The 23,825-nt window shown below is 48.7% G+C and carries 29 protein-coding genes and 5 tRNA genes; 10 read left to right on the forward strand and 24 right to left on the reverse strand.

Features of this window, described 5'->3' with window-relative positions:
• The first annotated feature begins 140 nt into the window (after window positions 1–140).
• A complete protein-coding gene (locus tag ACTJKB_RS15350) occupies window positions 141–623 on the forward strand; it encodes a glutathione peroxidase (protein ID WP_074083280.1) in 483 nt (160 codons plus the stop codon).
• Here the strand turns inward: ACTJKB_RS15350 and ACTJKB_RS15355 are convergent.
• The 3 genes from ACTJKB_RS15355 to ACTJKB_RS15365 all read right to left on the reverse strand — a co-directional run bounded on the left by ACTJKB_RS15355 (window position 584) and on the right by ACTJKB_RS15365 (window position 2,429).
• On the reverse strand, window positions 584–1,564 hold the full coding sequence (locus ACTJKB_RS15355; protein ID WP_440835085.1) for a GNAT family N-acetyltransferase: 981 nt from the start codon (window positions 1,562–1,564) through the stop codon (window positions 584–586). The genes ACTJKB_RS15350 and ACTJKB_RS15355 overlap by 40 nt on opposite strands.
• A gap of 92 nt (window positions 1,565–1,656) precedes the next feature.
• A complete protein-coding gene (gene tsaA / locus ACTJKB_RS15360; RefSeq protein ID WP_440835086.1) occupies window positions 1,657–2,127 on the reverse strand; it encodes a tRNA (N6-threonylcarbamoyladenosine(37)-N6)-methyltransferase TrmO in 471 nt (156 codons plus the stop codon).
• A 20-nt stretch (window positions 2,128–2,147) separates the two neighbouring features.
• Complete coding sequence (locus tag ACTJKB_RS15365) at window positions 2,148–2,429, reverse strand: hypothetical protein (protein ID WP_440835088.1); 282 nt, start codon at window positions 2,427–2,429, stop codon at window positions 2,148–2,150.
• Between the two features lie 104 nt (window positions 2,430–2,533).
• Here ACTJKB_RS15365 and ACTJKB_RS15370 point away from each other — a divergent pair, with 104 nt between their 5' ends.
• Window positions 2,534–2,845 carry a GHKL domain-containing protein gene (locus ACTJKB_RS15370; RefSeq protein WP_440835089.1) on the forward strand — a complete coding sequence of 104 codons (312 nt, stop codon included), beginning with the start codon at window positions 2,534–2,536 and terminating at the stop codon, window positions 2,843–2,845.
• A gap of 385 nt (window positions 2,846–3,230) precedes the next feature.
• Here ACTJKB_RS15370 and ACTJKB_RS15375 read toward each other — a convergent pair.
• Window positions 3,231–3,313: transfer RNA gene (locus ACTJKB_RS15375), tRNA-Leu, on the reverse strand.
• Window positions 3,314–3,398: 85 nt separating this feature from the next.
• Complete coding sequence (locus ACTJKB_RS15380) at window positions 3,399–3,764, reverse strand: helix-turn-helix domain-containing protein (RefSeq protein ID WP_440835091.1); 366 nt, start codon at window positions 3,762–3,764, stop codon at window positions 3,399–3,401.
• Between the two features lie 146 nt (window positions 3,765–3,910).
• On the opposite strand from ACTJKB_RS15380, the gene ACTJKB_RS15385 reads away from it, so the two are divergent.
• Window positions 3,911–4,108 (forward strand): Rha family transcriptional regulator, encoded by a 198-nt coding sequence (locus tag ACTJKB_RS15385; protein ID WP_074108399.1) that lies wholly within the window; start codon window positions 3,911–3,913, stop codon window positions 4,106–4,108.
• A gap of 94 nt (window positions 4,109–4,202) precedes the next feature.
• Here the strand turns inward: ACTJKB_RS15385 and ACTJKB_RS15390 are convergent.
• The 11 genes from ACTJKB_RS15390 to ACTJKB_RS15440 all read right to left on the reverse strand — a co-directional run bounded on the left by ACTJKB_RS15390 (window position 4,203) and on the right by ACTJKB_RS15440 (window position 11,923).
• Window positions 4,203–4,285 (reverse strand) — tRNA-Leu (locus tag ACTJKB_RS15390).
• A gap of 3 nt (window positions 4,286–4,288) precedes the next feature.
• A tRNA-Glu gene (locus ACTJKB_RS15395) sits at window positions 4,289–4,363 on the reverse strand.
• 170 nt (window positions 4,364–4,533) lie between these two features.
• Window positions 4,534–5,670 (reverse strand): alanine dehydrogenase, encoded by a 1,137-nt coding sequence (gene ald, locus ACTJKB_RS15400; RefSeq protein WP_440835092.1) that lies wholly within the window; start codon window positions 5,668–5,670, stop codon window positions 4,534–4,536.
• 126 nt (window positions 5,671–5,796) lie between these two features.
• Window positions 5,797–6,996 carry an ABC transporter substrate-binding protein gene (locus tag ACTJKB_RS15405; protein ID WP_440835093.1) on the reverse strand — a complete coding sequence of 400 codons (1,200 nt, stop codon included), beginning with the start codon at window positions 6,994–6,996 and terminating at the stop codon, window positions 5,797–5,799.
• Between the two features lie 75 nt (window positions 6,997–7,071).
• Window positions 7,072–7,773, reverse strand: coding sequence for an ABC transporter ATP-binding protein (locus tag ACTJKB_RS15410; RefSeq protein ID WP_440835094.1), 702 nt, complete (start codon window positions 7,771–7,773; stop codon window positions 7,072–7,074).
• Window positions 7,774–7,778: 5 nt separating this feature from the next.
• Window positions 7,779–8,561, reverse strand: coding sequence for an ABC transporter ATP-binding protein (locus ACTJKB_RS15415; protein WP_440835095.1), 783 nt, complete (start codon window positions 8,559–8,561; stop codon window positions 7,779–7,781).
• On the reverse strand, window positions 8,530–9,498 hold the full coding sequence (locus ACTJKB_RS15420) for a branched-chain amino acid ABC transporter permease (protein WP_440835096.1): 969 nt from the start codon (window positions 9,496–9,498) through the stop codon (window positions 8,530–8,532). Before ACTJKB_RS15420 ends, ACTJKB_RS15415 begins: the two co-directional genes overlap by 32 nt.
• Before the next feature lie 12 nt (window positions 9,499–9,510).
• Entirely contained in the window at window positions 9,511–10,416 is a 906-nt protein-coding gene (locus tag ACTJKB_RS15425; RefSeq protein ID WP_440835098.1) for a branched-chain amino acid ABC transporter permease, read from the reverse strand.
• A gap of 494 nt (window positions 10,417–10,910) precedes the next feature.
• A tRNA-Ser gene (locus ACTJKB_RS15430) sits at window positions 10,911–10,999 on the reverse strand.
• A gap of 7 nt (window positions 11,000–11,006) precedes the next feature.
• A tRNA-Asn gene (locus ACTJKB_RS15435) sits at window positions 11,007–11,082 on the reverse strand.
• Between the two features lie 88 nt (window positions 11,083–11,170).
• A complete protein-coding gene (locus tag ACTJKB_RS15440; RefSeq protein ID WP_440835099.1) occupies window positions 11,171–11,923 on the reverse strand; it encodes an MBL fold metallo-hydrolase in 753 nt (250 codons plus the stop codon).
• A gap of 130 nt (window positions 11,924–12,053) precedes the next feature.
• Between ACTJKB_RS15440 and ACTJKB_RS15445 the strand changes: the two genes are divergently transcribed.
• Complete coding sequence (locus ACTJKB_RS15445; RefSeq protein WP_440835101.1) at window positions 12,054–12,482, forward strand: Lrp/AsnC family transcriptional regulator; 429 nt, start codon at window positions 12,054–12,056, stop codon at window positions 12,480–12,482.
• Between the two features lie 31 nt (window positions 12,483–12,513).
• Window positions 12,514–13,167 (forward strand): pentapeptide repeat-containing protein, encoded by a 654-nt coding sequence (locus tag ACTJKB_RS15450; protein ID WP_440835102.1) that lies wholly within the window; start codon window positions 12,514–12,516, stop codon window positions 13,165–13,167.
• Window positions 13,168–13,174: 7 nt separating this feature from the next.
• On the opposite strand, the gene ACTJKB_RS15455 is transcribed toward ACTJKB_RS15450, so the two are convergent.
• Window positions 13,175–13,660 carry a SprT family protein gene (locus tag ACTJKB_RS15455; RefSeq protein WP_440835612.1) on the reverse strand — a complete coding sequence of 162 codons (486 nt, stop codon included), beginning with the start codon at window positions 13,658–13,660 and terminating at the stop codon, window positions 13,175–13,177.
• 121 nt (window positions 13,661–13,781) lie between these two features.
• On the opposite strand from ACTJKB_RS15455, the gene ACTJKB_RS15460 reads away from it, so the two are divergent.
• Window positions 13,782–14,141 (forward strand): hydrolase/acyltransferase, encoded by a 360-nt coding sequence (locus ACTJKB_RS15460; RefSeq protein ID WP_440835103.1) that lies wholly within the window; start codon window positions 13,782–13,784, stop codon window positions 14,139–14,141.
• 87 nt (window positions 14,142–14,228) lie between these two features.
• Complete coding sequence (gene cmpA, locus ACTJKB_RS15465) at window positions 14,229–14,366, forward strand: cortex morphogenetic protein CmpA (RefSeq protein WP_143191759.1); 138 nt, start codon at window positions 14,229–14,231, stop codon at window positions 14,364–14,366.
• 104 nt (window positions 14,367–14,470) lie between these two features.
• Here cmpA and ACTJKB_RS15470 read toward each other — a convergent pair whose 3' ends face one another.
• Window positions 14,471–14,638, reverse strand: a complete 168-nt coding sequence (locus ACTJKB_RS15470) for a hypothetical protein (RefSeq protein WP_178382630.1) — start codon at window positions 14,636–14,638, stop codon at window positions 14,471–14,473.
• Window positions 14,639–14,779: 141 nt separating this feature from the next.
• Entirely contained in the window at window positions 14,780–15,274 is a 495-nt protein-coding gene (locus tag ACTJKB_RS15475) for a DinB family protein (RefSeq protein WP_440835105.1), read from the reverse strand.
• 207 nt (window positions 15,275–15,481) lie between these two features.
• Here ACTJKB_RS15475 and ACTJKB_RS15480 point away from each other — a divergent pair, with 207 nt between their 5' ends.
• On the forward strand, window positions 15,482–16,057 hold the full coding sequence (locus ACTJKB_RS15480) for a CGNR zinc finger domain-containing protein (RefSeq protein ID WP_440835107.1): 576 nt from the start codon (window positions 15,482–15,484) through the stop codon (window positions 16,055–16,057).
• A 58-nt stretch (window positions 16,058–16,115) separates the two neighbouring features.
• Here ACTJKB_RS15480 and ACTJKB_RS15485 read toward each other — a convergent pair whose 3' ends face one another.
• The 4 genes from ACTJKB_RS15485 to ACTJKB_RS15500 form a co-directional block, all read right to left on the reverse strand.
• Window positions 16,116–17,240: a GGDEF domain-containing protein gene (locus tag ACTJKB_RS15485; protein WP_440835109.1), complete on the reverse strand. Its 1,125-nt coding sequence runs from the start codon at window positions 17,238–17,240 to the stop codon at window positions 16,116–16,118.
• A gap of 100 nt (window positions 17,241–17,340) precedes the next feature.
• Entirely contained in the window at window positions 17,341–17,910 is a 570-nt protein-coding gene (locus ACTJKB_RS15490) for a histidine phosphatase family protein (RefSeq protein WP_440835110.1), read from the reverse strand.
• A gap of 42 nt (window positions 17,911–17,952) precedes the next feature.
• Window positions 17,953–18,219, reverse strand: a complete 267-nt coding sequence (locus ACTJKB_RS15495) for a hypothetical protein (protein WP_440835112.1) — start codon at window positions 18,217–18,219, stop codon at window positions 17,953–17,955.
• 150 nt (window positions 18,220–18,369) lie between these two features.
• Window positions 18,370–20,349, reverse strand: a complete 1,980-nt coding sequence (locus ACTJKB_RS15500) for a GTP-binding protein (protein WP_440835113.1) — start codon at window positions 20,347–20,349, stop codon at window positions 18,370–18,372.
• Window positions 20,350–20,608: 259 nt separating this feature from the next.
• On the opposite strand from ACTJKB_RS15500, the gene ACTJKB_RS15505 reads away from it, so the two are divergent.
• Entirely contained in the window at window positions 20,609–21,583 is a 975-nt protein-coding gene (locus ACTJKB_RS15505; RefSeq protein WP_440835114.1) for an S-layer homology domain-containing protein, read from the forward strand.
• A gap of 198 nt (window positions 21,584–21,781) precedes the next feature.
• On the opposite strand, the gene ACTJKB_RS15510 is transcribed toward ACTJKB_RS15505, so the two are convergent.
• Window positions 21,782–22,570, reverse strand: a complete 789-nt coding sequence (locus ACTJKB_RS15510) for a hypothetical protein (RefSeq protein ID WP_440835115.1) — start codon at window positions 22,568–22,570, stop codon at window positions 21,782–21,784.
• Window positions 22,571–22,783: 213 nt separating this feature from the next.
• Here ACTJKB_RS15510 and ACTJKB_RS15515 point away from each other — a divergent pair, with 213 nt between their 5' ends.
• Complete coding sequence (locus tag ACTJKB_RS15515) at window positions 22,784–23,809, forward strand: CdaR family transcriptional regulator (RefSeq protein ID WP_440835117.1); 1,026 nt, start codon at window positions 22,784–22,786, stop codon at window positions 23,807–23,809.
• The last annotated feature ends 16 nt before the right edge of the window (window positions 23,810–23,825 follow it).

Below are 23,825 nucleotides of genomic sequence, written 5' to 3' on the forward strand. Positions count from 1 at the left end.
TACTTCCGCATACTTCTAACTTAAACCACTGGCACATTTTGAAACGAATACGAAATATTGTTACAACCTTTTAGCTTGCTTCTTTCGATAAATAGTGTAAAATTAAATTGTGATAAATCAATGTTCGGGAGGAATTATCCATGAGTATTTATGATTTTGAAGCAAACACACTGCGAGGCCAGGAAGAATCACTGTCCAAGTACAAAGGCAAAGTGCTGCTCGTCGTCAATACAGCCAGTAAGTGCGGATTCACTCCTCAGTATAAGGGTCTCCAGGAAGTGTACGATAAATTTAAGGACCGCGGTTTTGAAGTACTTGGCTTCCCAAGCAATCAGTTCGCCGGCCAGGAGCCGGGTGAGAGTGAAGATATTGCAGAGTTCTGCGAAATCAATTACGGCGTAACCTTCCCGATGTACGAGAAAGTTGATGTAAAAGGCAACGAAGCTCATCCGTTATTCAAATACCTCTCCAAGGAAGCACCAGGCGTACTGGGCTCTAAGAGCGTCAAATGGAATTTCACCAAGTTCCTGGTTGACCAGGAGGGCCGGGTGCTGAAACGGTTCTCCCCGCAGACTACGCCGGATCAGATTGAAGCCGATATTGCCAAGCTGCTTGGCAAATAATCACCGCGTAAACAAAAGAGACTCTTCACGCAGGGCCCGGTGCCTTGCGGGATAGAGTCTCTTCTCAGACATTCCCAGTACAGCCTTGGTTCTTCCTGTAATGCTTGTTCCAAATAAATTCCCCACTCATACCACCCATACTCGTCTAAATCAGTCAGGTTTTCTATGGCAGGGTACGATGTGAAAGAGACATATTTATTTTCCAGCTTGAAACCCAGTCTTTGGGCAATTGCTTTGGAGCCAACATTGGTGGATACGCACAACCACTCTACGATGTTATAACCTTTGTCAAAACAGGATTGAACGACTGCTGAAGCAGCCTTGCTGGCTAACCCCATTTTTCTGTAGCTGGAATCCGTGTGAATTCCCACAGCAATTCTGTCTCTGGCATAACAGTCGCTTATTGACCAACTGACGATTGTATCCTGATAACGAATATAGCAGCCGCAACCTGCTTTATCCAAATGCTCATCGATCCCCCATGCCTTTACCCAATCGTAAATTTTGTCTGCGTTCACGTAGTTTTTATGCCGAAGCACCTTCAGATCAACCATTTCCAAAACATAACCTTCAGGCAGAGAAAGATCAGCCGGAGTAAACTCTTCGCGGGTTAAGGTGTATCTATGTCTTGTATATTCCCTAATAAACTTGTTGCAATGAACGCTCGGTATCTTTATTCTCCATTCTTCGCTATCTGGGGTTACTTGATCCCAGAAGTCCAAGGATTCAGAAACTGCTATGTTAAAATCTTCGTCATCCGTACAGCCGGCTATCAAAGTTGTTTCACTGGATTCAATCATTACAGCTTTAGGATTTCCCACTGAATTCACCATGATCTCGCCCGCCATCAGCCCATCCAGAATCGAAAATGCGGACAGCTCATTCTGACTAGTTATAAGGTGAGTTACCCTCCCATAATTTTCTTTTTTCAAAATACTCAATAATTTTGTCCTCCTTGTTTTTCATTACTCCCATTTCGGATACTTTACCCGCAAGGCATTCAAAAGGAAGACTCAGATTCACATAAGAATAATCAGGATTCTTCAAGTTTCCACCATTCCCTCCATTCTTCAGGTATCCATTCGGCTACTTCAACATCCTTGACTCTGTCGCACACAGGAATATAGGGCTTGATATCTAGGATGCGGCTTCCATCAGCTGCATCAATTCCCCTGAGCTGAACAAATCCCTCTTCTTGATTGACAGCCAGCAGTTCACAAGTGGTAATGGCAATAGAATTGGGTCTGAACGGCGCGCGGCTGGCAAAAACACCTATCTTTCTCCCCTGCATATATGGAGGTCTGATCGTTAGAGCATTGGTTTGCGTGTTGTTATCGCCTCCCGCCCACCATACAACAATAACGTGGCTAAACTCATCTAGTCCTTTCAGGCCTTCCGCATATGGAGGAATGATCTCCAGAAAGCTGCTCTCATTGAAAGGGCCCTGCACTTTTTTTACAAAGCCGATTGTGGATAAGGAGTAGTTGCTGTCCGACCAACTCATTTCCCTTCACCATCCTTCTTTCATGTATTGGATAGGGATTTCAGCATCATAGTGATATTTGATGTAATCAGCTCCGGTTCATCACCGATAATGTGTTGTCCGCTATTCGATGTAATCACATGCTGCATTCTTTTTCCCCTGGCACACGCCTCAGCTAATCGGCCAATTTGCAAGAATATAAAGAGAATAGTCGCTGAAATCATAAAAACTTCTTTCATATACTGTATTTTATAGCGAAAAACTGGAATTTCTTCATCAGTTATAGCACCCTGTCTGACCGCCAACATTGTGTTTTTATTCACAAATTATTCCCCGCCCTCCCGTCAAAATGAATATATCATATAAAACCATTAATGGGTTAAAATAGTCTCTAAATGGAGAAAAAGGGGGATGAACACTTATACAATTGCTGTTGCTGCATTACTTTTTCTCTGTCTTGTTGCCAGCGTCCGATAAAAGTATTGAAAAAGCTATTGAAGCAACGCAATTAGTTCATAACGCCATGGACCGATGGATTAAACTTCAGATTTCCAATATTAAGTTATTTATCCACGCGGAGAACTCATGTCCAAATATATCAGAACAATCCCGAACTTATCCTTTAAAAAACCGTAATTTTCACGGATTAGGCTTATCCAATGTTCAACTGGCGGCAGAAAAATACGGAGGACATATGAAAGCAATTTTTTCCCGTCCGGGATTGAAAACATGTGGATAAACGATGTTCGTATTCTTCTCCAGATACCCCAAATATCAAATATCTTACTTAGATATAACCCACACAAAACAAAAAGCAGCTCGCGTCAGCAGACGAGTTGCTTTATAAAACTTAACCTCACAGCACTCGTTTCCCACCAACCCTTTGTCGAAAATTGACAAGTATGTGTTTTTGGTTCATTATGTCCTTTAGTAAAAATAACACCGACTAACTTTAGGTTTTTCATAAGTTTTATTCTTTAACATTCTCTCGCAGGATTAATAAATCCCCCTCAATAATTGGTCAACAAAGTCATAACAGAATTATTCGAGAGCCAGTTTTGTTGAAGATACATACAGCAAAACCCCCTTGAATCATCAAGGGGGTTTTGCTCATTTGAATGTTATGCGGTAGAGAGGACTCGAACCTCCACGGGTATACACCCACTACCCCCTCAAGATAGCGTGTCTGCCATTCCACCACTACCGCGCGGTGTGTACTTTAACAAAATCATTGTTTGAGGCCAACATTCAATATTATAAATTGATTCTTACGAAAAGTAAAGCTACCGTAATTAAGAATTTTCTTCCATTTCTTTTTGCTTGCGATATTGGGTGAAGGCGATATATTCCTTAATGAAATTCTGCTCTTCAGGTAACAGTTCATTACTTTGGCAATTCAATTGCCGAATTTGTCCAAAAAAATATTCCTCCGAACCTTCACGCACCATTTCAGGTGTTTTTTTGCCTAAGATCAGCCAATCCAGGCTCACATGAAAAAAAGCCCCAATCTCAATCAGCTTATGCGTACCGGGCGTTGACTTGCCCCGCTTCCAGTCTCCCATATTCCCGGTGCTTATATTCAACTGTTCGCAGAACGATTTCTTGGTGATCCCCTTCTGCTTAATCAAGTATTCAATTCGGTCGTAGATGGACTGCATATGCCAACCGCCTTCCACTATATTTGGACACACTTAATTGCGTAATTAATATTGTAAAATGACGTAAAAAAGTATATAATTAACTATTATTATGTCTTATCCCATTATATCATACGGCTGGATAGTCGATAAGAGGTGAGCCCCTTTTGAACAGCAAACGTCCCATAACCCCCTACGGCTGGGCAATCAAACAGCGGCTGACAGAGCTGCATCTGGACCAGAAAAAATTCTGCGAGATTTATAATATCCCACCTTATCGCCTGTCCAACCTGATCCATGGCACTCGCAGAGCCGAACGTTACCGGCGCCAGATTTCAGAGCTTTTGGGCCTGCCCCCATCTTAGCTTTCTCCCGGGGGCCAGCCTGTTCCTATACAAAAAAAAGACCGCTCCCTATCAGACGTAATATCTGATTCAGGAGCGGTCTATTGTGACTGTATGCGGTAGAGAGGACTCGAACCTCCACGGGTATACACCCACTACCCCCTCAAGATAGCGTGTCTGCCATTCCACCACTACCGCATATGGTGACTCGTATGGGATTCGAACCCATGTTACCTCCGTGAAAGGGAGGTGTCTTAACCCCTTGACCAACGAGCCATGATTGATAACTTATGTGTTTGTCACAACAAAAATGAGTATATCAAACACTGTGGATTTTGACAAGAAGTTTTTTTGCATCAAATAGCGGGGAGCTGCATCCGTCTGCAATCTGTCCTCCCCGCTACTTTTACTTCCCGCCAAAAAGATATCGACCTGAGCCTTCGCACTTAGATTCGACCTCCGGCAGCGGCCATCACCTCTATGCCATTAGCGGATTCATAGCCCAGACTTTGCGCTACGGCCAGATTGGTCACATACCCGGCGGCCACGTTAATTCCACGGGCCAAGGCAGCATTGTTCAATGCAGCAACATGAATGCCCAGATTAGCGATCTGCAAGGCATAGGGGATCGTCACATTCGTAAGCGCCAGTGTCGAGGTCCGTGCCACTGCGCCCGGCATATTAGCCACAGCATAATGAACAACTCCGTGCTTCACATAGGTCGGATTCTCATGGGTTGTGATCCGGTCAATCGTTTCTATTGAACCCCCCTGATCGACTGCAACATCCACAATGACAGAACCTTCCGCCATTTGCTGCACCATGTACTCTTTCACCAGCTTGGGTGCCCGGGCACCCGGAATGAGCACAGCCCCGATAAGCAGGTCCGCTTTGCGGACAGCTTGTTCAATGTGATAAGAGTCAGACATGAGGGTAACCAGACGCCCGCCAAAAATATCATCGAGAACCCGGAGCCGGGTCGCATTCACATCAAGCACAGTAACTCTTGCTCCCAAGCCGAGCGCAACCTTTGCTGCGTTGGTACCCACAATACCTCCACCTACAATCACCACCTCACCAGGCTGAACACCTGGAACACCGCCAAGCAGCACACCTTTACCGCCATGCGGCTTCTCTAGCAACCCCGCTCCAATCTGAACCGCCATCCGTCCGGCTACTTCGCTCATAGGAATGAGCAGCGGCAAGGAGCCATCCTCCACCTGGATCGTCTCGTACCCAACCGCTGTTACGCCACTCTCTACAAGGGCAGCAGTCAATCCGGCTTCCGGAGCCAGATGCAGATAAGTGAACAGGATCAACCCCTTACGGAAATAACCGTACTCTTCGGGGAGCGGTTCCTTCACTTTTATAATCATATCTGCCTTGCTCCACACTTCAGCCGCGGATTCCACAATTCTTGCGCCCTTGTCCAGATACTCACTGTCTTCAAAGCCACTGCCCGATCCCGCACATTGCTCAACGAACACCTCATGGCCTGCTCTGCGGAGAGCCTCTACTCCAGCTGGCGTAATGGCCACACGATTCTCGTTGTTCTTGATTTCTTTGGGTACGCCGACAATCATTTTACCGCCTCCTTAGATGTTATGAGAGTATAAGCCTACAGTGTATTAGGATGCGAAAAGAAAGGCCCACTTATGAGCCTTTCTTTTCAGCAGTCAGGTTTATTTTATCATATGCGCAAGGTCAGTTTAAGGATTAACCTTCGTTTCAAATGTTTGCTTGCCGTCAACGAATTTCAGAACAACTGCTGCTTTTACCGGGTCATGCGTTTCGTTCAGCGTAATTTTACCGGTAGCCAGCTGCAGGTCTTTGGTTGCTGCTAAAGCATCTTTGATCTTGGCAGGATCTGCTTCTCCGGCACGGGTAATCGCATCAGCAACCAGCTTGAGTGCGTCATAACCCAGGGCTGCCATTCCGTCAGGCACTGCTCCGCCATTAGCTGCTTTGTATGCATCCACGAAGCTGGTGACTTCCTTAGCCGTATCTTCCGGCGAGTAGTGATTGGACATGTAAGTGTCATTCAGTGCCTCCGCACCGGCGATTTCTGCGAGCTGTGGAGAATCCCAGCCGTCTCCTCCCAGGAATGGGGCAGTGATGCCCATTTCACGAGCTTGTTTCAGGATTTTGCCCACTTCTTCATAGTAGCCTGGCAGATAAATAACGTCCGGGCCTGCTGCTTTGATACGGGTCAGCACAGCTTTGAAGTCAGAGTCCTTTTGTTGGTAAGACTCTTGGCTCAGCACTTCGCCGCCTTTGGCTTTGAAGGTTTCTTCAAAAAATTTCTGCAGACCTTTGGAGTAGTCACTCGACGTATCTGTGTAGATTACTGCAGTTTTGGCCTTCAGGGAATCAAGAGCAAAGTTAGCCATAACCTGTCCTTGGAAAGGATCGATAAAAGCAGCGCGGAATACCCATTCATTCACTTTGGTGGTGCGTTCGTCCACAGTAACCTTAGGGTTGGTGGCACCCACTGCAACGAGTGGAATTTTCTTTTCGGTGGCCACCGGAACGATACCCAGTGTGTTGGTCGATGTGGAAGCACCAATAATGGTAACAACCTTATCGTTTGTAATCAGTTTTTGCGCAACCTGCGTGGCTTCCTCGGACTTCGAGGCATTATCGGCTACGATCAGTTCCAGTTTCTTGCCCAGGATACCGCCAGCGTCGTTAATCTGCTGTACAGCCAGCTTCGCGCCTTTTGATGCGGAGTCGCCGAAAGAAGCCTGGCCGCCTGTGAGCTCAAGGTCAGCACCGATTTTGATTGTGTCCCCGGCAGTGTTCCCGCCGCTTGCAGAGTTGCCGCTGTTCTCTGTGTTGTTGTTGCCGCAGCCCGATGCAAATACAGCTGTCAGTACTGTCGACAAAATAATGGCCCCAATTTTCTTCATAGTTTCTCCCAGCCTCCCGATAAATTAAATTTGTATATGTTGTTTCTGTGATGCCGCATAGTAAGCCTGACAGACTTAGTGTCCGAGATAAGCCATCTTAATCTCTTCAGAATCAGCCAATTCCTTGGCGTCTCCTTCCAGCACCACTCTGCCGGTCTCCAGTACATAAGCGCGATGGGCAATTTTGAGGGCCTGATGTGCATTTTGCTCCACAAGCAGCACCGTTGTGCCGGCATCGTTTACTTCTTTGACAATTTTGAAAATATCCTGAACCAGAAGCGGTGCAAGCCCCATGGACGGTTCATCCAGCAGCAGCAGCTTGGGGTGTCCCATAAGAGCGCGGCCCATGGCAAGCATCTGCTGTTCGCCGCCGGATAAGGTTCCGGCCTGCTGCTTCTTGCGTTCCAGAAGTCTCGGGAAGGTATTGTAGACTCTCTCGAAATCCGCCGCCAGACTTGCTGGACTCTGCAGGTAAGCGCCAAGCTCCAGATTCTCCTCTACCGACATATTAGCGAATACACGCCGTCCTTCAGGACAATGAATCAGCCCTTGCTTCACAATTGCCTGAACGCTCTGGTTCGTAATGGATTTATCCAGAAAATCAATGCTCCCTGTCTTTGGCTTAAGGAGGCCCGAAAGCGTCTTGAGCAGTGTCGACTTGCCGGCGCCATTGGCACCGATCAAGGTTACAATCTCCCCTTGCTTCACTTCAATGCTAAGGTCTTTCAGAGCGTGAATAGCTCCATAATAAACGTTGATTCCCTGTACTTTGAGCATATCCCTTACGCCTCCTGTCCCAAATACGCTTCGATGACCTTCGGATTGCTCCGAATCTCCGCAGGTGTGCCATTTGCAATCAATATGCCGCGGTCAAGCACATAAATCCGGTCGCAAACGCCCATTACGAGAGACATATCATGTTCAATCAGGAGAATCGTAAGATCAAATTCCTTGCGGATCCAGGCAATGAGATTCATCAGATCACGGGTTTCGTTAGGGTTCATACCGGCCGCCGGTTCGTCCAGGAGCAGCAGTTTTGGCCCGGCGGCCAGTGCACGCGCGATTTCAAGACGCCGCTGGTTCCCGTAGCTGAGATTGCTGGCAACCTCACCACTTTGCTCAGCCAAGTTGAATATTTTCAGAATATCCATAGCCTTCTGTGTGATTTCGTCCTCTCCCTTGAAATGCTTCGGCAGCCGGAGCATCGAGGAGAACAGGGAGTGTCTGGCATGCTGGTGAAAGGCTATTTTGACATTTTCCAGCACGGTCATTGAGGTGAACAACCGGATGTTCTGGAAGGTGCGTGCTGCCCCTTTGTGGTTAATCTTATAAGGCTTCATGCCGCCGATGGATTCGTTGTTAAGGATGATGCTGCCAGTAGAAGGCGGGTATACCCCGGTCAGCAGATTGAACAATGTTGTTTTGCCTGCACCGTTCGGTCCGATCAGACCGATAAGCTCGCCTTTGTCAATATGAAGAGACACTTCGCTAAGGGCTTTGAGTCCACCAAAAGAGCGGCTGGCCTCTTTCACATCAAGGAGCACTACTTTCGCTGATTGCGTCATTTGCCTTGGCCTCCTTTTTGCCGAACTTGCCTAGAGAGAACTTGGTTTTACCCAGCAGGCCGCTTGGACGGAAGATCATCATCAGGATCAAAACAATAGAATAGATGATCATCCGCCATTCCGGGAATTCGCGCAAGTAAGTATAGAGCAGAGTAACAAAGACCGCTCCGACGATAGAACCGGCTGTGCTGCCAAGTCCCCCGAGAACTACCATAACAATGATTTCGAACGACTTCAGGAAGTTGAAGCTGCCCGGAGTAATAACGTAGAACGTATGAGCCGACAACCCGCCCGCCATACCGGCGAATAAAGCACCGATGGTAAAAGCGATAATCTTGTAACGTGTCGTATTGATCCCCATAGCCTCAGCGGCAATTTCATTCTCACGGATGGCGATACAAGCCCGGCCGTGTGTAGATCTGATGAAGTTGTTGATCACAACAACGGTGACCAAAGTGAACAGGAACAGTAGGGTCCACGTGGTTTTAGCTGGAATGCCGCTGAGTCCAGACGCACCGCCGACATATTCTGTATTGAGCATAATGATCCGGATAATTTCCCCGAACCCAAGGGTAGCAATAGCCAGATAGTCACCATTCAGGCGAAGCGTAGGCATACCAATCAGCACTCCAAACACCGCAGCGAGCAAGCCACCGGCAATAATCGCCGGAACAAATGGAACGTTATAGTCAAGTGTCAGGATCGCCGAGGTATAGGCACCTACTGACATAAACCCGGCATGACCAATAGAAAATTGTCCGGTAATCCCGGTAATCAGATTGAGTGATACCGCTAGCATGATGTTAACACCGATCAGAAGCAGCATAGATCTCGTTACATCACTGAATATTCCGGTTGTTAGAAGAACTTGAACGACTCCGTAGAAGGCCAGGGCAACAATAATACCCACCCAGAAATTTTTATTTAGCTTCTTCACGCTGATTCCCTCCTACACTTTCTCCCGGACATTCTTGCCAAACAGTCCGGAGGGTTTAAAGATTAGGATCAGAATCAACACAGCAAAGGCTACACCATCACGCCAGGAGGAAAATCCGAGTGAGGAAATTTCTGTCTCCACCGTTCCCAGCAGCAATCCGCCAACAAGCGCCCCTGGAATACTTCCGATTCCTCCAAGCACTGCAGCAACAAAGGCCTTAAGCCCTGGCATAACACCTATCAGAGGATCGACAGAGTTATAGGTCATACCGAAAATCACGCCGGCTGCGGCTGCAAGCGCAGATCCGATGGCAAAGGTTGCCGAAATAGTACGGTCTACGTTGATCCCCATCAATCGTGCCGCTTCCACATCGAATGATACCGCACGCATGGCTTTGCCGGTTTTGGTATAACGGACAATGTATTGCAGAATAATCATAAGAATAATCGTTGTTAGCAGAATCATTATCTGATTCGATTCCACTTGGATCGATGATCCGAACAGTGTGTACTGTTTTTTGTCCATAATGTCCGGGAAGCCTTGAGCCTGGGGCCCGAGAATGAGCACTCCGGTATATTCAAGCAGAAACGATACGCCAATGGCAGTAATCAGTGCGGCAATCCGCGTGGATTTGCGCAGCGGCTTGTAGGCCAGCCGTTCAATCGTTATGCCCAGCAGCGCACTGATCGTCATGGAAATGACAAGCGACAGAATCAGGACAACCATCGGAGGAAAACCTGCATTTGCCAGATATTTGGCACTATACAGCCCGATAAATGACCCCACCATAAAGACATCCCCGTGAGCAAAATTGATCAGCTTGATAATCCCATATACCATAGTGTAACCAAGGGCGATCAGAGCGTAGATACTGCCGACTGAAATTCCGTTAATTAATTGCTGAATGAAATACTCCATCGCCATCCCCTTTTCCCCATATATTCTTAAGTCCCCTTCCTATACCTCACATGCATTTTTCTTTTTCATCTCTATGGTGTTATTTATATTAACACAGGGTTATACCCTCGTCACTAACAAAAATGCAATGTAATACAAAATTCAGAATTTTATGTAAGGTATTATAACTCAATAGGTAAGAAGCAGGTAATTTAAGCTAACACAAATGAACATTTCGGAGAAAATCGAAGAAAATAGAGGTTTTTGAAGCACGCATATTTTTGAACCCAGTTCCTTTTCTAAAACAATAATATATTTTTCCGTAAATCATATAACATTTGTCTCTTTACAGCATCAATTCTTCAATTAATTAAAGGGGTAATGGATTGCATCAACAGATTATTTATCGAGGGAGAGAGAAGTGGGAAGAATTCTGTCAGAAGGTTAAAGACAAAAAAAGAGCCTCCGCTGGGAAGCTCTTCTTACATGATATGGTTTAAAAAGTGTATTCAGAACGGAGAGAGAGGGATTCGAACCCTCGCACCGCTTACGCAGTCTAACCCCTTAGCAGAGGGTCCCCTTATAGCCACTTGGGTATCTCTCCAAGAAAATGGCTCCCCGAACAGGACTCGAACCTGTGACAACTCGATTAACAGTCGAGTGCTCTACCAACTGAGCTATCAGGGAACATTCACATGAACAAGAAATAATTTATCATGATTTTGTAGTCTAGTCAAGCTTATCGCACAATTTTGATATCGTTTTCAGGATCGAATCAACACCACTCCCCGTCTCCAGGAATCTTGACTCGCTCCAGCAGTCCCTCCTGCTCCAGCCGGGCTGTAAGCTGTTCACGGGTAACCAGGCAATGGTTGATGGCCTCCATATGCACAGCAATCACAGATGCTGCAGGCGAATAGTTGCATAATTCCACAATATCCTGCTCATTCATCGTAATATGGCCTCCGGTCAGAAATTGCGCTCCTCCCCCATTAACGACAATTACCTCCGGTTTATGTTCATCCAGAGCCTGTTTTACTTCATCGCACCAAATCGTGTCACCGGCTACATACAAGACTGGCTCGCCTTCGGCTCGGAACACAAAACCGGACACCTTACCCATAAGCTCCCCAATTTCTCCCGTGCCATGCCGGCCTCCGGTCCGCTTCAGCGTCACGTTCTGAAAGTTCATCCCCTCATTGTCCCCAATCACGGATACATGTTCAAAACCCTGCCCGGCGAAAGTCTCTCCATCACCATCCTGGCACAAAACCGGAAGCTCGTGTGCCAATAGAGACACTGCGGCTCCGTCCCAATGATCCCGGTGCAGATGTGTGACCAGCACAGCATCAGGTGCAAGCCACTGCTGAACCGGCCCCGGCAAAGGCACCAAGGGATTATTACGTGCATTTGCGGTATTCGGAATAGGCGGATTCGCCTCTTTTTCACTAAGCATAGGATCAACCAGAAAAGAAACACCACCGTATTCCAGCCATAGGGCTGCGTTGCGGATAAGCTGAATTTTCATCATAAACACCTCTTTCATCCATCCTGTCTTCTGCTACAATCTAAGTATAGACGCGGCTTCGATCAGAATACATTGTGCGGCGAAAGAGATTCGACAGTTCTGCTTTCACCCGGAAAGGATTCTCATATAAATGGATAACTACACAATAGATGATATAGACTACAGAATCCTACACTATATAATAGAAGATTCTCGTTTAACCCAGAAGGAAATTGGGGAGAAAATTCACATGACCGGGCAGGCTGTAGGCGCCCGAATCCGCAGAATGCGGGAGCTGGAGATTATCGAGGGCTATACCGTGCGATGGAATCCGCAGAAGCTTGGGCAGAACATCCACGCTTTTATAACAGTGTTCCTCAGCTCCAACAAAGCGCATCCGCCTTTTCAAAAATTCGCCCAGGAACATGGAGATGTGGCCGAGCTGCACCGGATTAGCGGTGAAGGCTGCTACTGGATGCGAGTATACGCCAAAGATCATGAGGAACTGTCAACTTTTCTGGACCAGCTGCTGGAGTTCGGCAACTACCGGGTTAATCTGGGAATGGGCAAGCTGAAGTAGCAGATCATATAATAATTACATGGAGGCAAAGATGAAAAACAAGATTGATCCACCCCAAATTAACGACCGAGATTCCTTGCAGTCACAGCAAATACATACTCTCACATCAAAGGAAGAAATCAGCCAATGCCTCATCAGCGACTGTCTGATTGAATATCAGGAAGCGGCCAGGGTCTCGTTCGATAAAGTGATTTTCCGGAATGTAACGGTGGCTGAGTCCACACTGAACGCCATTGAACTGACGGATGTGATATTTGAAAATTGTGATCTGTCCAATGTGAATTTTAGTGACGCTTTTGTGCACCGGACAGAGTTTCGGAATTGTAAACTAACCGGAACCGATTTCAGCAGGGGGCGGTTTCAGAATGTCCGTATGGTGGATTGTATCGGGGATTTCGCCAGCTTTCGCTTCGGTAAATTTAAGGGGACGGCTTTTGCGAACTGCCGGTTGGTCAGCAGCGATTATTACCAGGCAACCCTGAATCATGTAGAATTCTCGGAATGCGAAATCGATCAGGTCACCCTGGCTGGCTGCAAGTTAAAAGAAATCGATCTCAGCGATTGCAGCTTCTCCGGTCTGAATGTCGACATTGAAGATCTTGCAGGCTGTATTATCTCTGCAGAACAGGCAGCTTCTTTTGTTGGGCTTATGGGCCTGATCATCAAGACCGACCCCGAACTCTAAAATTTGCCTATTTCGCTCTCCCTTGGCCTTCTTCCAGTGCAATCAGCTTGAGCTTGCCGGCACAATTGCCGCAGCGGTAGCGCTTCGGATCAGCCTTGCGTTTGCGCGGGTATTCGGTCGAACAGGCAGTACAGACAAGTTTATACCGGTAAGGCAGCACCTTACGCGCCTTCGCTCCGGGCAGGGTCTGGCAAAACCGGCTTCCGCCGACCATGGCGAGCAGTTTTTTGAAATCGGCGTCCCGGTGCATATATCCCCGTTTTGCCAGGTGAAGATGATAATGGCACAGCTCATGCTTAATAATGCGCTCTGTCTCTTCACGCCCGAACATTTCCAGCTGCATCGGGTTGATCTCAATATTATGGCTCTTGGTAAAATATCTCCCTCCCGTTGTGCTCAGCCGGCTGTTAAAGCTGGCTGAGTGCCGGAAAGGGACACCAAAGCTGTCCTGTGACACCTGCTCGATCCACTGCTGCAACTCTTCATTGGTCATTCTAGTCATCGTTTCTCTCACAAGTCCTCTCCACAGGAAAATTACGATCTCTACTTGAATTGTAACTTGCCCATAGGCTACACTGTCAAGAAGGAAGACAAGTTCGGAGGGAGAATGACTTATGCCGAAAATGCGGTATGTAATGTTGCAGCAGAAGCAGGAATTGCAGTTCGTGGAGATGCCGGAGGAGTATGCGTACCAGCTGAGCGCCCTCAATCTTCGCCTCAACAAAGAGATCGACAAGCTGACCGCGGTTAATGTCCCGGATCTGCCGCTTGCTATTGCGGAGTGTGATTCTCTGGAGCTACTTCGTGAGGAGCACTCACTGGAATCCGGGCTGGCCTACATCAACCGGCTGGAGAGCGCTTTTTCATCCATTCAGGAGAATAACTATCCGCTGATCTCACTGTTGACCGAAATCCGTGCGCTTCAAGCCCAGCTTGAGCAGTGGTACGAAGAGGAAGAAGAAGGTGTACACTAGGAACCTGTGAAATCAGGTCCGCGGCTGCACCTTTGGGCGACTTCTCCCATATGCTATCTTACGTTAGCATGCAGAGGAGGGGTACTCTTGCCGCAGTGGCTCTGCCATCAGCTCATGAAGGCTTATTATAAAAAAGACCGGCGTCAGATTAAGCTGCTGAATGAATGCTGGTTTTTTTACCGCAATTCCGCTGAATCCCGCGACTCCATTCAGCGTGAAATATAAGGATCATTTATAGCGTAAACCATGTGAGTTCTTATATTTCAAACAACCCATCCCCGATTTCTCGGGGATGGGTTGTTGCATTTTGCCTGCATCATTGAAATCACCTAGAACATCGGGAAGACGTACTTAACCAGGAAGAACAACAGTCCGAAAAATATAATAAGATAAGCGGCGTATTTGATAAAGGTGGATGCGACAACGCTGGAATCCGATTTTTTGTGCACCTCAGTACGCTCCACTTCAATACTTCTGTCCTTGGAATTCGGCTCCATCATCAATCTCTCCTTTCGAATCTCATGTTGATAGCTTCCATTACCCCGCCCCTTTCCTGCTTGAAACAAACAGCCGCACCCCCGGTTCTCTCCATAGTTACGGAGAGCCGGAGTTGCGGCTCATAAAAGCACCTGACAGATTTAGTTGAAACTGCGGTTTGTGGGCCAGGAGCCCTGCAGCTTGCGGACCAGCACAATCTGACCGGTGTGATAGGAATCATGCAGAATCAGACTCATCACTTCTTCACCCGGAGCATGCCCGGAACTGCCCCAGTCATATGCGCCTTCCTCCAGCGCCTCAATTACTTCCCGCAACGAAGCATGGATGTTCTTCAGTTTGGCCACCGCTTGCTCCCAAGCTTCTTCCCCGCTGCTTGTAACACTAAAAGTAGCATCATTGCTCTCCACGTCAGGCAGCTTCGGCAATCCTTTGAGCTTATTCAGCAGACGTTCCTTGTAGTAAGTTAAATGGTTGACCGTCTCCCAGATGGAATTACCCGCTACTCCTTGCGGCTTCCAAACCGCCTGCTCGCTGGTTACACCTTCCAGTGCTGCGCTAAGCGGCGGTGCCCAATCCTCGATATCCATAACATAATCCCAGTTCTCCAGCAAAACATCACTGATCTTATTCTGCATGTTTTACCTCCTAAAGCATCCGCATAGTTTTTGTAGAACATGGCTTTCCTGAGCATCATCCGAAAATCGGTAACGACTTAAAAACATGGATAATAGTTACTTAGAAAATGTAGCATATTCTCTGCCACGGTTCAAGTAACTAGCAAATTTATATTTTAACTGTTACAATCGTTGAAAAGGTGTGGGCCTGGAAGGAGGGATGTTAAGGTGTTGTGGGACGATTTCTTAAACAGTTATTGGCGGGATTGGCGGACAAGCAACCGTGGCGGTGACAAGGACAAACTGATCGATCCGGAATGGCTGGCCTCTTGGCTGGAGCGTCACTCGCTTCAAGCAGAATGGCCGATTAAACCCACAGAACTGGATCAATTGAAGCAGCTCCGGAGCTTCATGTGGGCAGAGGTGCAGATGCTGGTCCAGGTACATACAGTAAACCGGGCTACGCTGGAACAGCTAAACAGATATATGGACAAGGGGCCGGCCATTCGGCAGATCGTCTGGAATGATGCTGGCCTGGCGGAAATCTACCTTTTGCCGCAGCGCGCCGATTGGACACAGGTGATGGCGGAGATTGCGTCTTCTTTTGCCGCTGCGCTTGTGGAGAAGGATACCTCCCGCTTCCGCATATGCGAGAATCCAGACTGCCTATGGGTCTATTACGATGATACCCGCAACCGCTCGAAACGTTATTGCGACGATAAAATGTGCGGCAATCTGATGAAGGTCCGGCGTTTCCGGGCGCGCAAGAAGGCGGACACCGAAGGAAATACCACTACCGATTGACGCATGATCTGAACTCTCAAAACTGCGCTGTCCCAGATCATTTCTCCGGGAATTGGCGTTATGTATATACCATGGATGAACTAGGGGTCATCACTTTGTTTTTACCCGAGTGTTTCGCCGCATAGAGTAGTGTGTCCACTTCCTCAAACAGCTTCTCCTTGGTGGTTCCTTGCATGTAGCTCTCAAGTCCGATACTTACGGTGACCACCTTCCCGTCCATCTCTTCGTGCGGAGTATCAGAGAGCCGCAGGCGAATCTTCTCCGCGATCTCCGCTGCCTGTTCAAAGGACTTCTCAAAAAGAAGTATGGCAAACTCCTCCCCGCCATAACGGGAGGCAATATCCGCCGGTGAGATAAGCTCCCGGATGACTTTGGCCACTCTCGCCAGAATAATATCCCCTGTACGGTGTCCGTATTTGTCATTGACCATTTTGAAATTATCGATATCAATCAGGGCCAGATGAAAGGGTGCACCTTGATCTCCGTACTCCAGTGCCTTGTCGTAGAACTCATGGAAAGAAATATGATTGTACAGATCCGTTAACGCATCCGTTGTCGACAGCTTGCGTATGATCGCATTCTCGATTAACAGATCCTGCTTCGCCGTCAACGTTGCCTCCAGGTCACTAGCCAGCTCCCGCCCGTTAATAATCATGATAATAGCTACCAGGGTACCCACCATGAGGAAAATCGGGATCGCAATCAGGTCAAATGAACTTAGAAAATACTTAAACCAATAATCCCATCGGTAGAGCACAAAAAAGGCAACGGCCTGAAGCGCTGATGTAAATAATGTTAAGTCAAGCCTGTAGAAAATCGCCGAAGCGAAAATAGGCAGAAGCATAAGTGCTCCAATAATACGGATATCCATGTTCAGATGGATGATGATCATGGCAATAATCGTGCCAGCCATAAAAAGAGAGTAGAACGAATACTTAGAGGCGCTGTAATCAATCAATTGGGCTATGATCACCACCGCTGCCATCAGCAGAGTCGGATACAGCAGCACCTCAAAATAAAACTCATGCGCCCCTCTCTCATACGGCAGAAACCAAAATGCCCCTAGCTGGGCCAAAAAATGCAGGGAAATCACAAGCCAATAGGTCTGCAAAAAACGTTTGATCCACTTCGCCTGCCGATAGGCCGAGGAGTCGGAAGGGTTCATGAATTCTCGTAATCTCAACACGGTCACCTGCTAAATTCAGATTGGACTGTTGCTGTACTAGTCATAGTATTTTACCATGATGTGCGGTATTTTTGATACTTGGATTGGTCTAGGGTCGTCAGAGAAATTTGCCCCCCCACTTCCGTATTATCTGAACAAGCTCCTCTCCTTCAAACACCAGCCGATAAATATCCGGCATCGTCGTGGATTGCCAGAACCCATATCCGAACCGGGAATCAAAATAATTTAACATTAGTGTCATAATATCACCATGTGTGCCGACAGCAAGGGTGCTTCCTTCATATTTTCTAATTAGAAGCTTCAGCTCTCGAACGGCTCTGGCCTGTGCTTCAGCGCTGGACTCACCGCCTTTAAATATAGCTGCAAAATCCTTATAGACACTCCGCTTGGCCTCCAAAAAGCTAAGACCTGCTATATCTCCAATCGCCCGTTCGCGTAGCCCTTCGATCCGGGTGACCTCCATCTGCATCTCATCAGCCAAAGGCTGGATCGTCTGAATGGCCCGTGCATACGGGCTGGAGACAAACAGGTCCATTGACTCCTTTTGCAAGATATACCTAACACGCTCTGCATCGGCTTTTCCTTGTTCGGACAATCCTCTTTCCCGTTCCTGACCTTCTGTATATAGTGATTCCGCATGGCGGATCAAGTAGATGGTTGTCGTCACTTTGCAGCCTCCATGCTCAAAATCTTTATTTTCGTTCAGCGTCTAATCTACCGTTTTCCCCTGATCCAGATGCTCACGGTCCAACTCCGCCTCAATCTCTTCATTGCTCAGGCCCGTTTCACCTTCATCCGTGATCCCGAGCTTTTCCTTGATGATTTGGAGATCCGAATGAATCTCTTTGGTCCTGAAGTAGGTGCTTGTTACCATGCCAAAGGCGACTGCGAGCAGCACCATAATACCGTAAGACCCAAGAAATATCGATAAAACTACACCAGCTGCTATCGCAAAAAGCGTTGCCCAAATGATCATCTGTACCCCTCCGCTTGTTAAGGTAACTCATTATATAGATGAATTTCGAAGATCATTCCAGCGTGCTTTTCAAAAAAAGAATCTGTAAGACTAAGCCGTCATTACAGATTCTTCATACAGATTACCATGCACCAGGGGTAACCTCCGCCTCTACCCTTGCATTGCTTTGCGTACGCTCAGAATATATCTGGCCTGGTCGAGCGGATTCACGCCCCGGCGGGTGCACTCAGCCCTGACATCCGGGGGGCATTCCTCGTAGCCGGCAAAAAAAGAAGTGAAAGTGCTGCGCCCCTTCGTATAGGAGCTTAGGCTGACGGGATAATCGAGCGACGTAGCCAGCGGCAGCCGTCCTTCGATAATCATCCGCTCACCCTGGAGAACCGGGGGCTCAAACGTGCCGCGCATCTGCACGAGATCGTTCATGACGCGGCCGCCGTTTTCTTCGGGAACGACGATACGAACCTGGAGAATCGGCTCCAGCAGCTTGGTGCCAACCCGGTTCAACCCATCCATAATAGCCATGGGCGTTGCCACCGCAAAATCCAGCGGATGGGTATGCCACACATGATGCTGCCCCTCGGTCAGCGTCACCTTCAGATCGGTAACCTCCCAGCCGTAGAGACCCTGCATCAGCGCCTCCGGGACACGGCGGGCCGTTTCATTCTGATACTGCGGCAGCAGATCGGAGCTGCGGACAAGCGATTCATATTGAAGACCGCTGCCCGGCGGCCCCGGTTCAATCTTGAACCGCAGGATAGCCCAGCACGGCTTCGGCATCAGGTAAGCGACATAACCTTCACCCGCACGGCTTGGAGTTTCCTTGTAGATGACGGACGGCTGGCCGAAGGTGACCTTTAGGCCGTAACGGCTTTCCAGCACACTGTCCAGAATTTCCAGTTGAATCGGACCCATAACCTTGATGTGCAGCTCCCGCTCATCCTGCAGCCACTGGGTATCGAGCAGCGGATCTTCATCAGCCAGCTCCTGAAATGCCCCGATGACTTGATGCTCATCTGTATCCGCCTCCCAATGCACCCGCACCGTCAGCAGCGGTACTGCCAGCTTCGCTTCCTGCGGAATGGCATCCGGGAGACCCAGCACATCGCCGATTCTGACCCCGGACAGCCCGTAGACAACGGCGATATCCCCGGCTTCCAGCGTGCCGAGATCCTCCGTCCGTCCGCCCTCCACCTTACGGATCTGCGTTACCTTGCCCTGAACCTCCTGCGAGTAATTCATCACTGTGTCCCGGTTGCGGATGGTGCCTTGGTAGAGACGGACGAAGGCCATACGGCCCATGCTTTTGTCACGCTGAATGTTGTACACAATGCCGGACACCGGCAATTCCGGATTTCCCCCGGCACGGGGAAAATAATCGGTCATCGCGTCCAGCAGCTGCGTAATGCCAAGACCTTTGGCAGCTACACCGTAGACGAGCGGGAACATCGTACCCGAGGCCGTTTTGGCGACCAGCTGTTCTTTCCAGTCTGCCACAGCAAGCGGAGCACCCGACATATATACCTCCAGCAACGCCTCGTCCCGCTCAGCCAGTGCTTCCAGCAGCTCCGTCCGCGCCGCAGGGTCGGCCCCATCTGCCCATAAGTCCACGGCTCCGGCATAATCCTGCTCTTGACCTAGAGCCTGCTGAACCGGAAGGATATCACCGGATAGATACGTTCGCGCCTGGACCAGCACAGCTTCGGGATCTGCGCCGACCCGGTCCATTTTGTTCATGAAAATCAGCGTCGGAATCCCCAGCTTGCGCAGCGCATTCCAGATCATCTCGCTCTGGGCCTGTACGCCTTCTACCGCAGACAGAATAAGTACTGCGCAGTCCATCACCCGCAAGCTTCGCTCCACCTCGGACAGGAAATCGACATGCCCCGGTGTATCGACCAGATTCACCTGCACACCCCGCCATTCGAACGACGCCAAGGCTGCACGAACGGAAATCCCCCGCTGGCGCTCTACCTCCATGGAATCAGTTACAGCCGTTCCGCTATCTACACTTCCCACCGCCTTAATGCGGCCGCTCTCATAGAGCATATGTTCCGTAGTTGTTGTCTTCCCCGCATCGACATGGGCAAAAATCCCCACATTAATCCGTTCGATCCCCTGCTGCTGAATCATCTATGTTCTCCATTCTCAAGTTCCTCTGATATAGCGCTATCATCCCTAAGTGTACAGCGAAGTGGCGCTTTTGTTCAATCCTGAACCGGCGGGTCCACTTTCGACGCAACAGGCTGGTTCATACCGGAGGCATAGGGTATTAGTTACTGAAGCATGCTAGCAATCATTGAAGATGCGGAGGATGAATTTCATTTTTTTGGAGTATGTCTGCAACATTTCTCGCATTTCTGCCATCTAAGAGGATAAGAGGTGAGGCATAATGAACAAACAAACTTTCCAGATGAGCGCGAAAAAAATGACTATTGCGTGCGGCATTCTGGCGGCAAGTGTGTCCTTTGGAGCATCTGCTTTTGCTTTTTCCGATTTAAAAGGAGATCCCGCTGAGTCCAAAATCAACGCACTGCATCACAAAGGAGTTGTGAATGGAGTGACAACGGACAGATTTGCGCCAAAATCGAAGGTTACCTTTGCCCAAGGCATCCAGTTTATCGTAAATGGCCTGCAGTTGTCCCCGCAAACCGGCAGCAGTACAGTTACGGCTAGTACTTACTTTGACAAAGTAAAAGATAAGGCCTGGTATGCCTCAGCTTTTCTGATTGCGAAGCAAAATGGCCTGACCCTGGACCCCACGGTTGATCCGAACGCCGCGATGACCCGCATCCAGTTCGCCCATTTGCTGACTCAGGCTTTGCAGAGCAAAGGGAATTTTCCGGTCACACTGATGTATGCCGATATCTCGGATGGCGGCAAGCTGTCAAATGCAGAAATGAACAGCCTACAGATTCTGGTGAATACGCATCTGGTGACATTAGAGAAGAATAATACTTTCCGTCCCAATGATGCCGTGACCCGTTCGGAAGCCGCTGTCTGGATCTATGACGCTGCTGAGTTTGCCCGAACGGTAATTGCTCCGGATGACGGCACCGCAGCTCCTTCCCAGATGATGTATGAAGGCTCGGTAACCCTGGAAAAAGCCGGTGATGGCGTGAACAAAGCCACGATAACCGTAAGCGATCTGCCGAACCCTGGTTATGGGCTGACCATTAACCGGATTGAATTCGGCAAAGACAAAACAGCGGTCATCTATTTCAGCATCACCAAGCCGGCACCAGGTAAAATGTACCCGATGGTTATCTCGAAGGGCACTGTTGTAACCTATCTGCCAGAAGGCTATACTGCAACTGCCCAGTCGCTGACCGCTAATCCTTCCTCCTCAGGCTCCAGCGCAAGGTAAGCTGTTACTCAGAGCATATGCCCGGTTCGCTGGCTCGACAGCAGCAGGCTGAACAAACTTCAAAAGTCCGCACTTCCCTTCAGGGAAGTGCGGACTCTTTTTATTACACTCGTCAGGAATTATCCTGCGTGCTTACTTCCGATAAGTTGGTATAATTCTTCAGTATGTTACAGACGCGTCTGCCTTCCTTCCGTTCCGTCAGGGTGTCCATTGATCATGGACAATGCCTACCAGCGCATGATCCTCTCCGATCTTCTCGAATACCAGACGCAGGCTACGCCAGTCCATCCCTTCATTTGCCGGATCAACGCCGGCAATGTGATATTCGACGAAGTCGTATTTATCCTTAGGATAAACTTCGTTAATATTATTCAGTGTCGTTCCCTGCCCCAACCCTTTGTTGAGCGCTGTTTTGGCATCATTCAGGAAGTCAGCGTCATATACAAACCGCTTGAAGTATTCCGCGAAGGTCAGCTTCATAATCTCCCCGGACCCGGCGAATTCACGCCATACATACGGCTTAGGGTCCTTCATCAGACCCTTCAGCTTATCCCGGGTAAATACCAGATCAGTTGCTGTATCGACATAAGCGTAAGGTGAGAAACGGACACCTTTGTCCGGGTGTGCCCAGGACGCAATGGTCTCCATATCGCCTGCCTTTAATGCTCTTAGTACCGTAGTGGCTGCTTCCTCAGCGGTTGGCGGCATTCCTTCCTCCGGAACAGCCGAAGCCTGCGGCTGCTGACTTTCTGCCGGTTCCGAAGGGAGCGGTGATGCGGTCGGTGATGCGGTCGGTGATGCGGTCGGTGATGCGGTCGGTGATGCGGTCGGTGATGCGGTCGGTGATGCAGTCGGCGATGGGGACACCTGAGTCTGCTCCGGTGCCAGTGTAGCTTCCGGCTTAGCTTCAGGCGTTGCATTGCACCCTGCTAGAACCAGCAGAACAGCGGCCAGCGCTGAACGTCCAACTATTTTCACAGTATTCATGAAATCCCTCCTATTGTTGTTCCCCTTCTTTTTATTAAGACGTACGCAGATGGATAATGTTGCAAATGGCAGGTCTGTCCGGATGGATAAGTGCCCCTGACAATGCAAAGAAAATCAGCTATACTTTTGTTCAGATGCACAATTGCACAGAGAGGTTCAGCAGTACAGATACGCCTAAGAAGTATTACCCATTTAGCGAAGGAGGACCTTGATTTGTTCCAGCTTTCGGAGAATCAGGCACAGGAAATTGTGGATAAAATGATGATGGATATCCCCTATAATATTAATATCATGAATGCTGACGGCATTATTATCGGCAGCGGACGCAAGGAACGGGTCGGCACGGTACATCAAGGTGCAGTCAAGGCATTGTCCACCGGCAAAATGGTTGAGGTCTGGGAAGACAGCCGATTCGAGAAAAAAGGCACCAACGAGCCAATTGTCATCGGTCACGCCTCTGTAGGAGTCATCGGTATTTCCGGAAATCCAGACGAGGTCCGCCCCTTTTGCAATATTGTAAGAACTACCGTATCCCTGCTTATAGAGCAGCGCAACAATCTTGAGAATTTGGCCCATGAAGCGAATCGTAAAAAGGCCTTTCTGGAGCTGCTCCTGAATCATCAGGGCACCTACTCCCAAAAACTGAGAAAAGAAGCGGCACCGTACCAAATCGACTTGCTCTTGAAAAGCGTAGTGCTATACATCAAGCATTATAACGCGGAAGTGTCCCCGGGCAATCTGCTGTTACGCTACCCCTGCTTTGCTATAGATGAAGACACACAGCTGCTGATCTTACAGCATTCAACTGATCCCGGGCCGCTGATCCGGCAGCTTCTGCAGAACCAGCCCCGGGTGCTGATTGCAGCAGGCAAGCAGGAAGCAAACATTGCCGAAAGCTACCGCCAGGCCAAATCCGCCATGAATGTTCTGCTGGCGCTGAGACCGGATTCACAGATTATTGCTTTTGCCGACGTCGAGTTTCTGGTGAAGCTGAGCCATGCCTCTCTTAGTACGCATAATACCGCGGCCAAGCTGGAGGATGCCGTGGATATGATAGAGACGCTAAGAAGCTTCATTAACCATAATTGCAGTGTCTCCCAAACGGCCGATGACCTGAATATCCACCGCAACACGCTGCAATACCGCCTGAAACGGATTCAGACCCTGACCGGTAAAGATCCGCGCAATCTGCTCCAGCTATTCGAGCTTATGCAGGGCCTGCTGGCACTCTATAAGTAATACTGTCCCCTTTCCC

The sequence above is a fragment of the Paenibacillus sp. 22594 genome (assembly GCF_052044425.1).
GTDB lineage: Bacteria > Bacillota > Bacilli > Paenibacillales > Paenibacillaceae > Paenibacillus_AQ.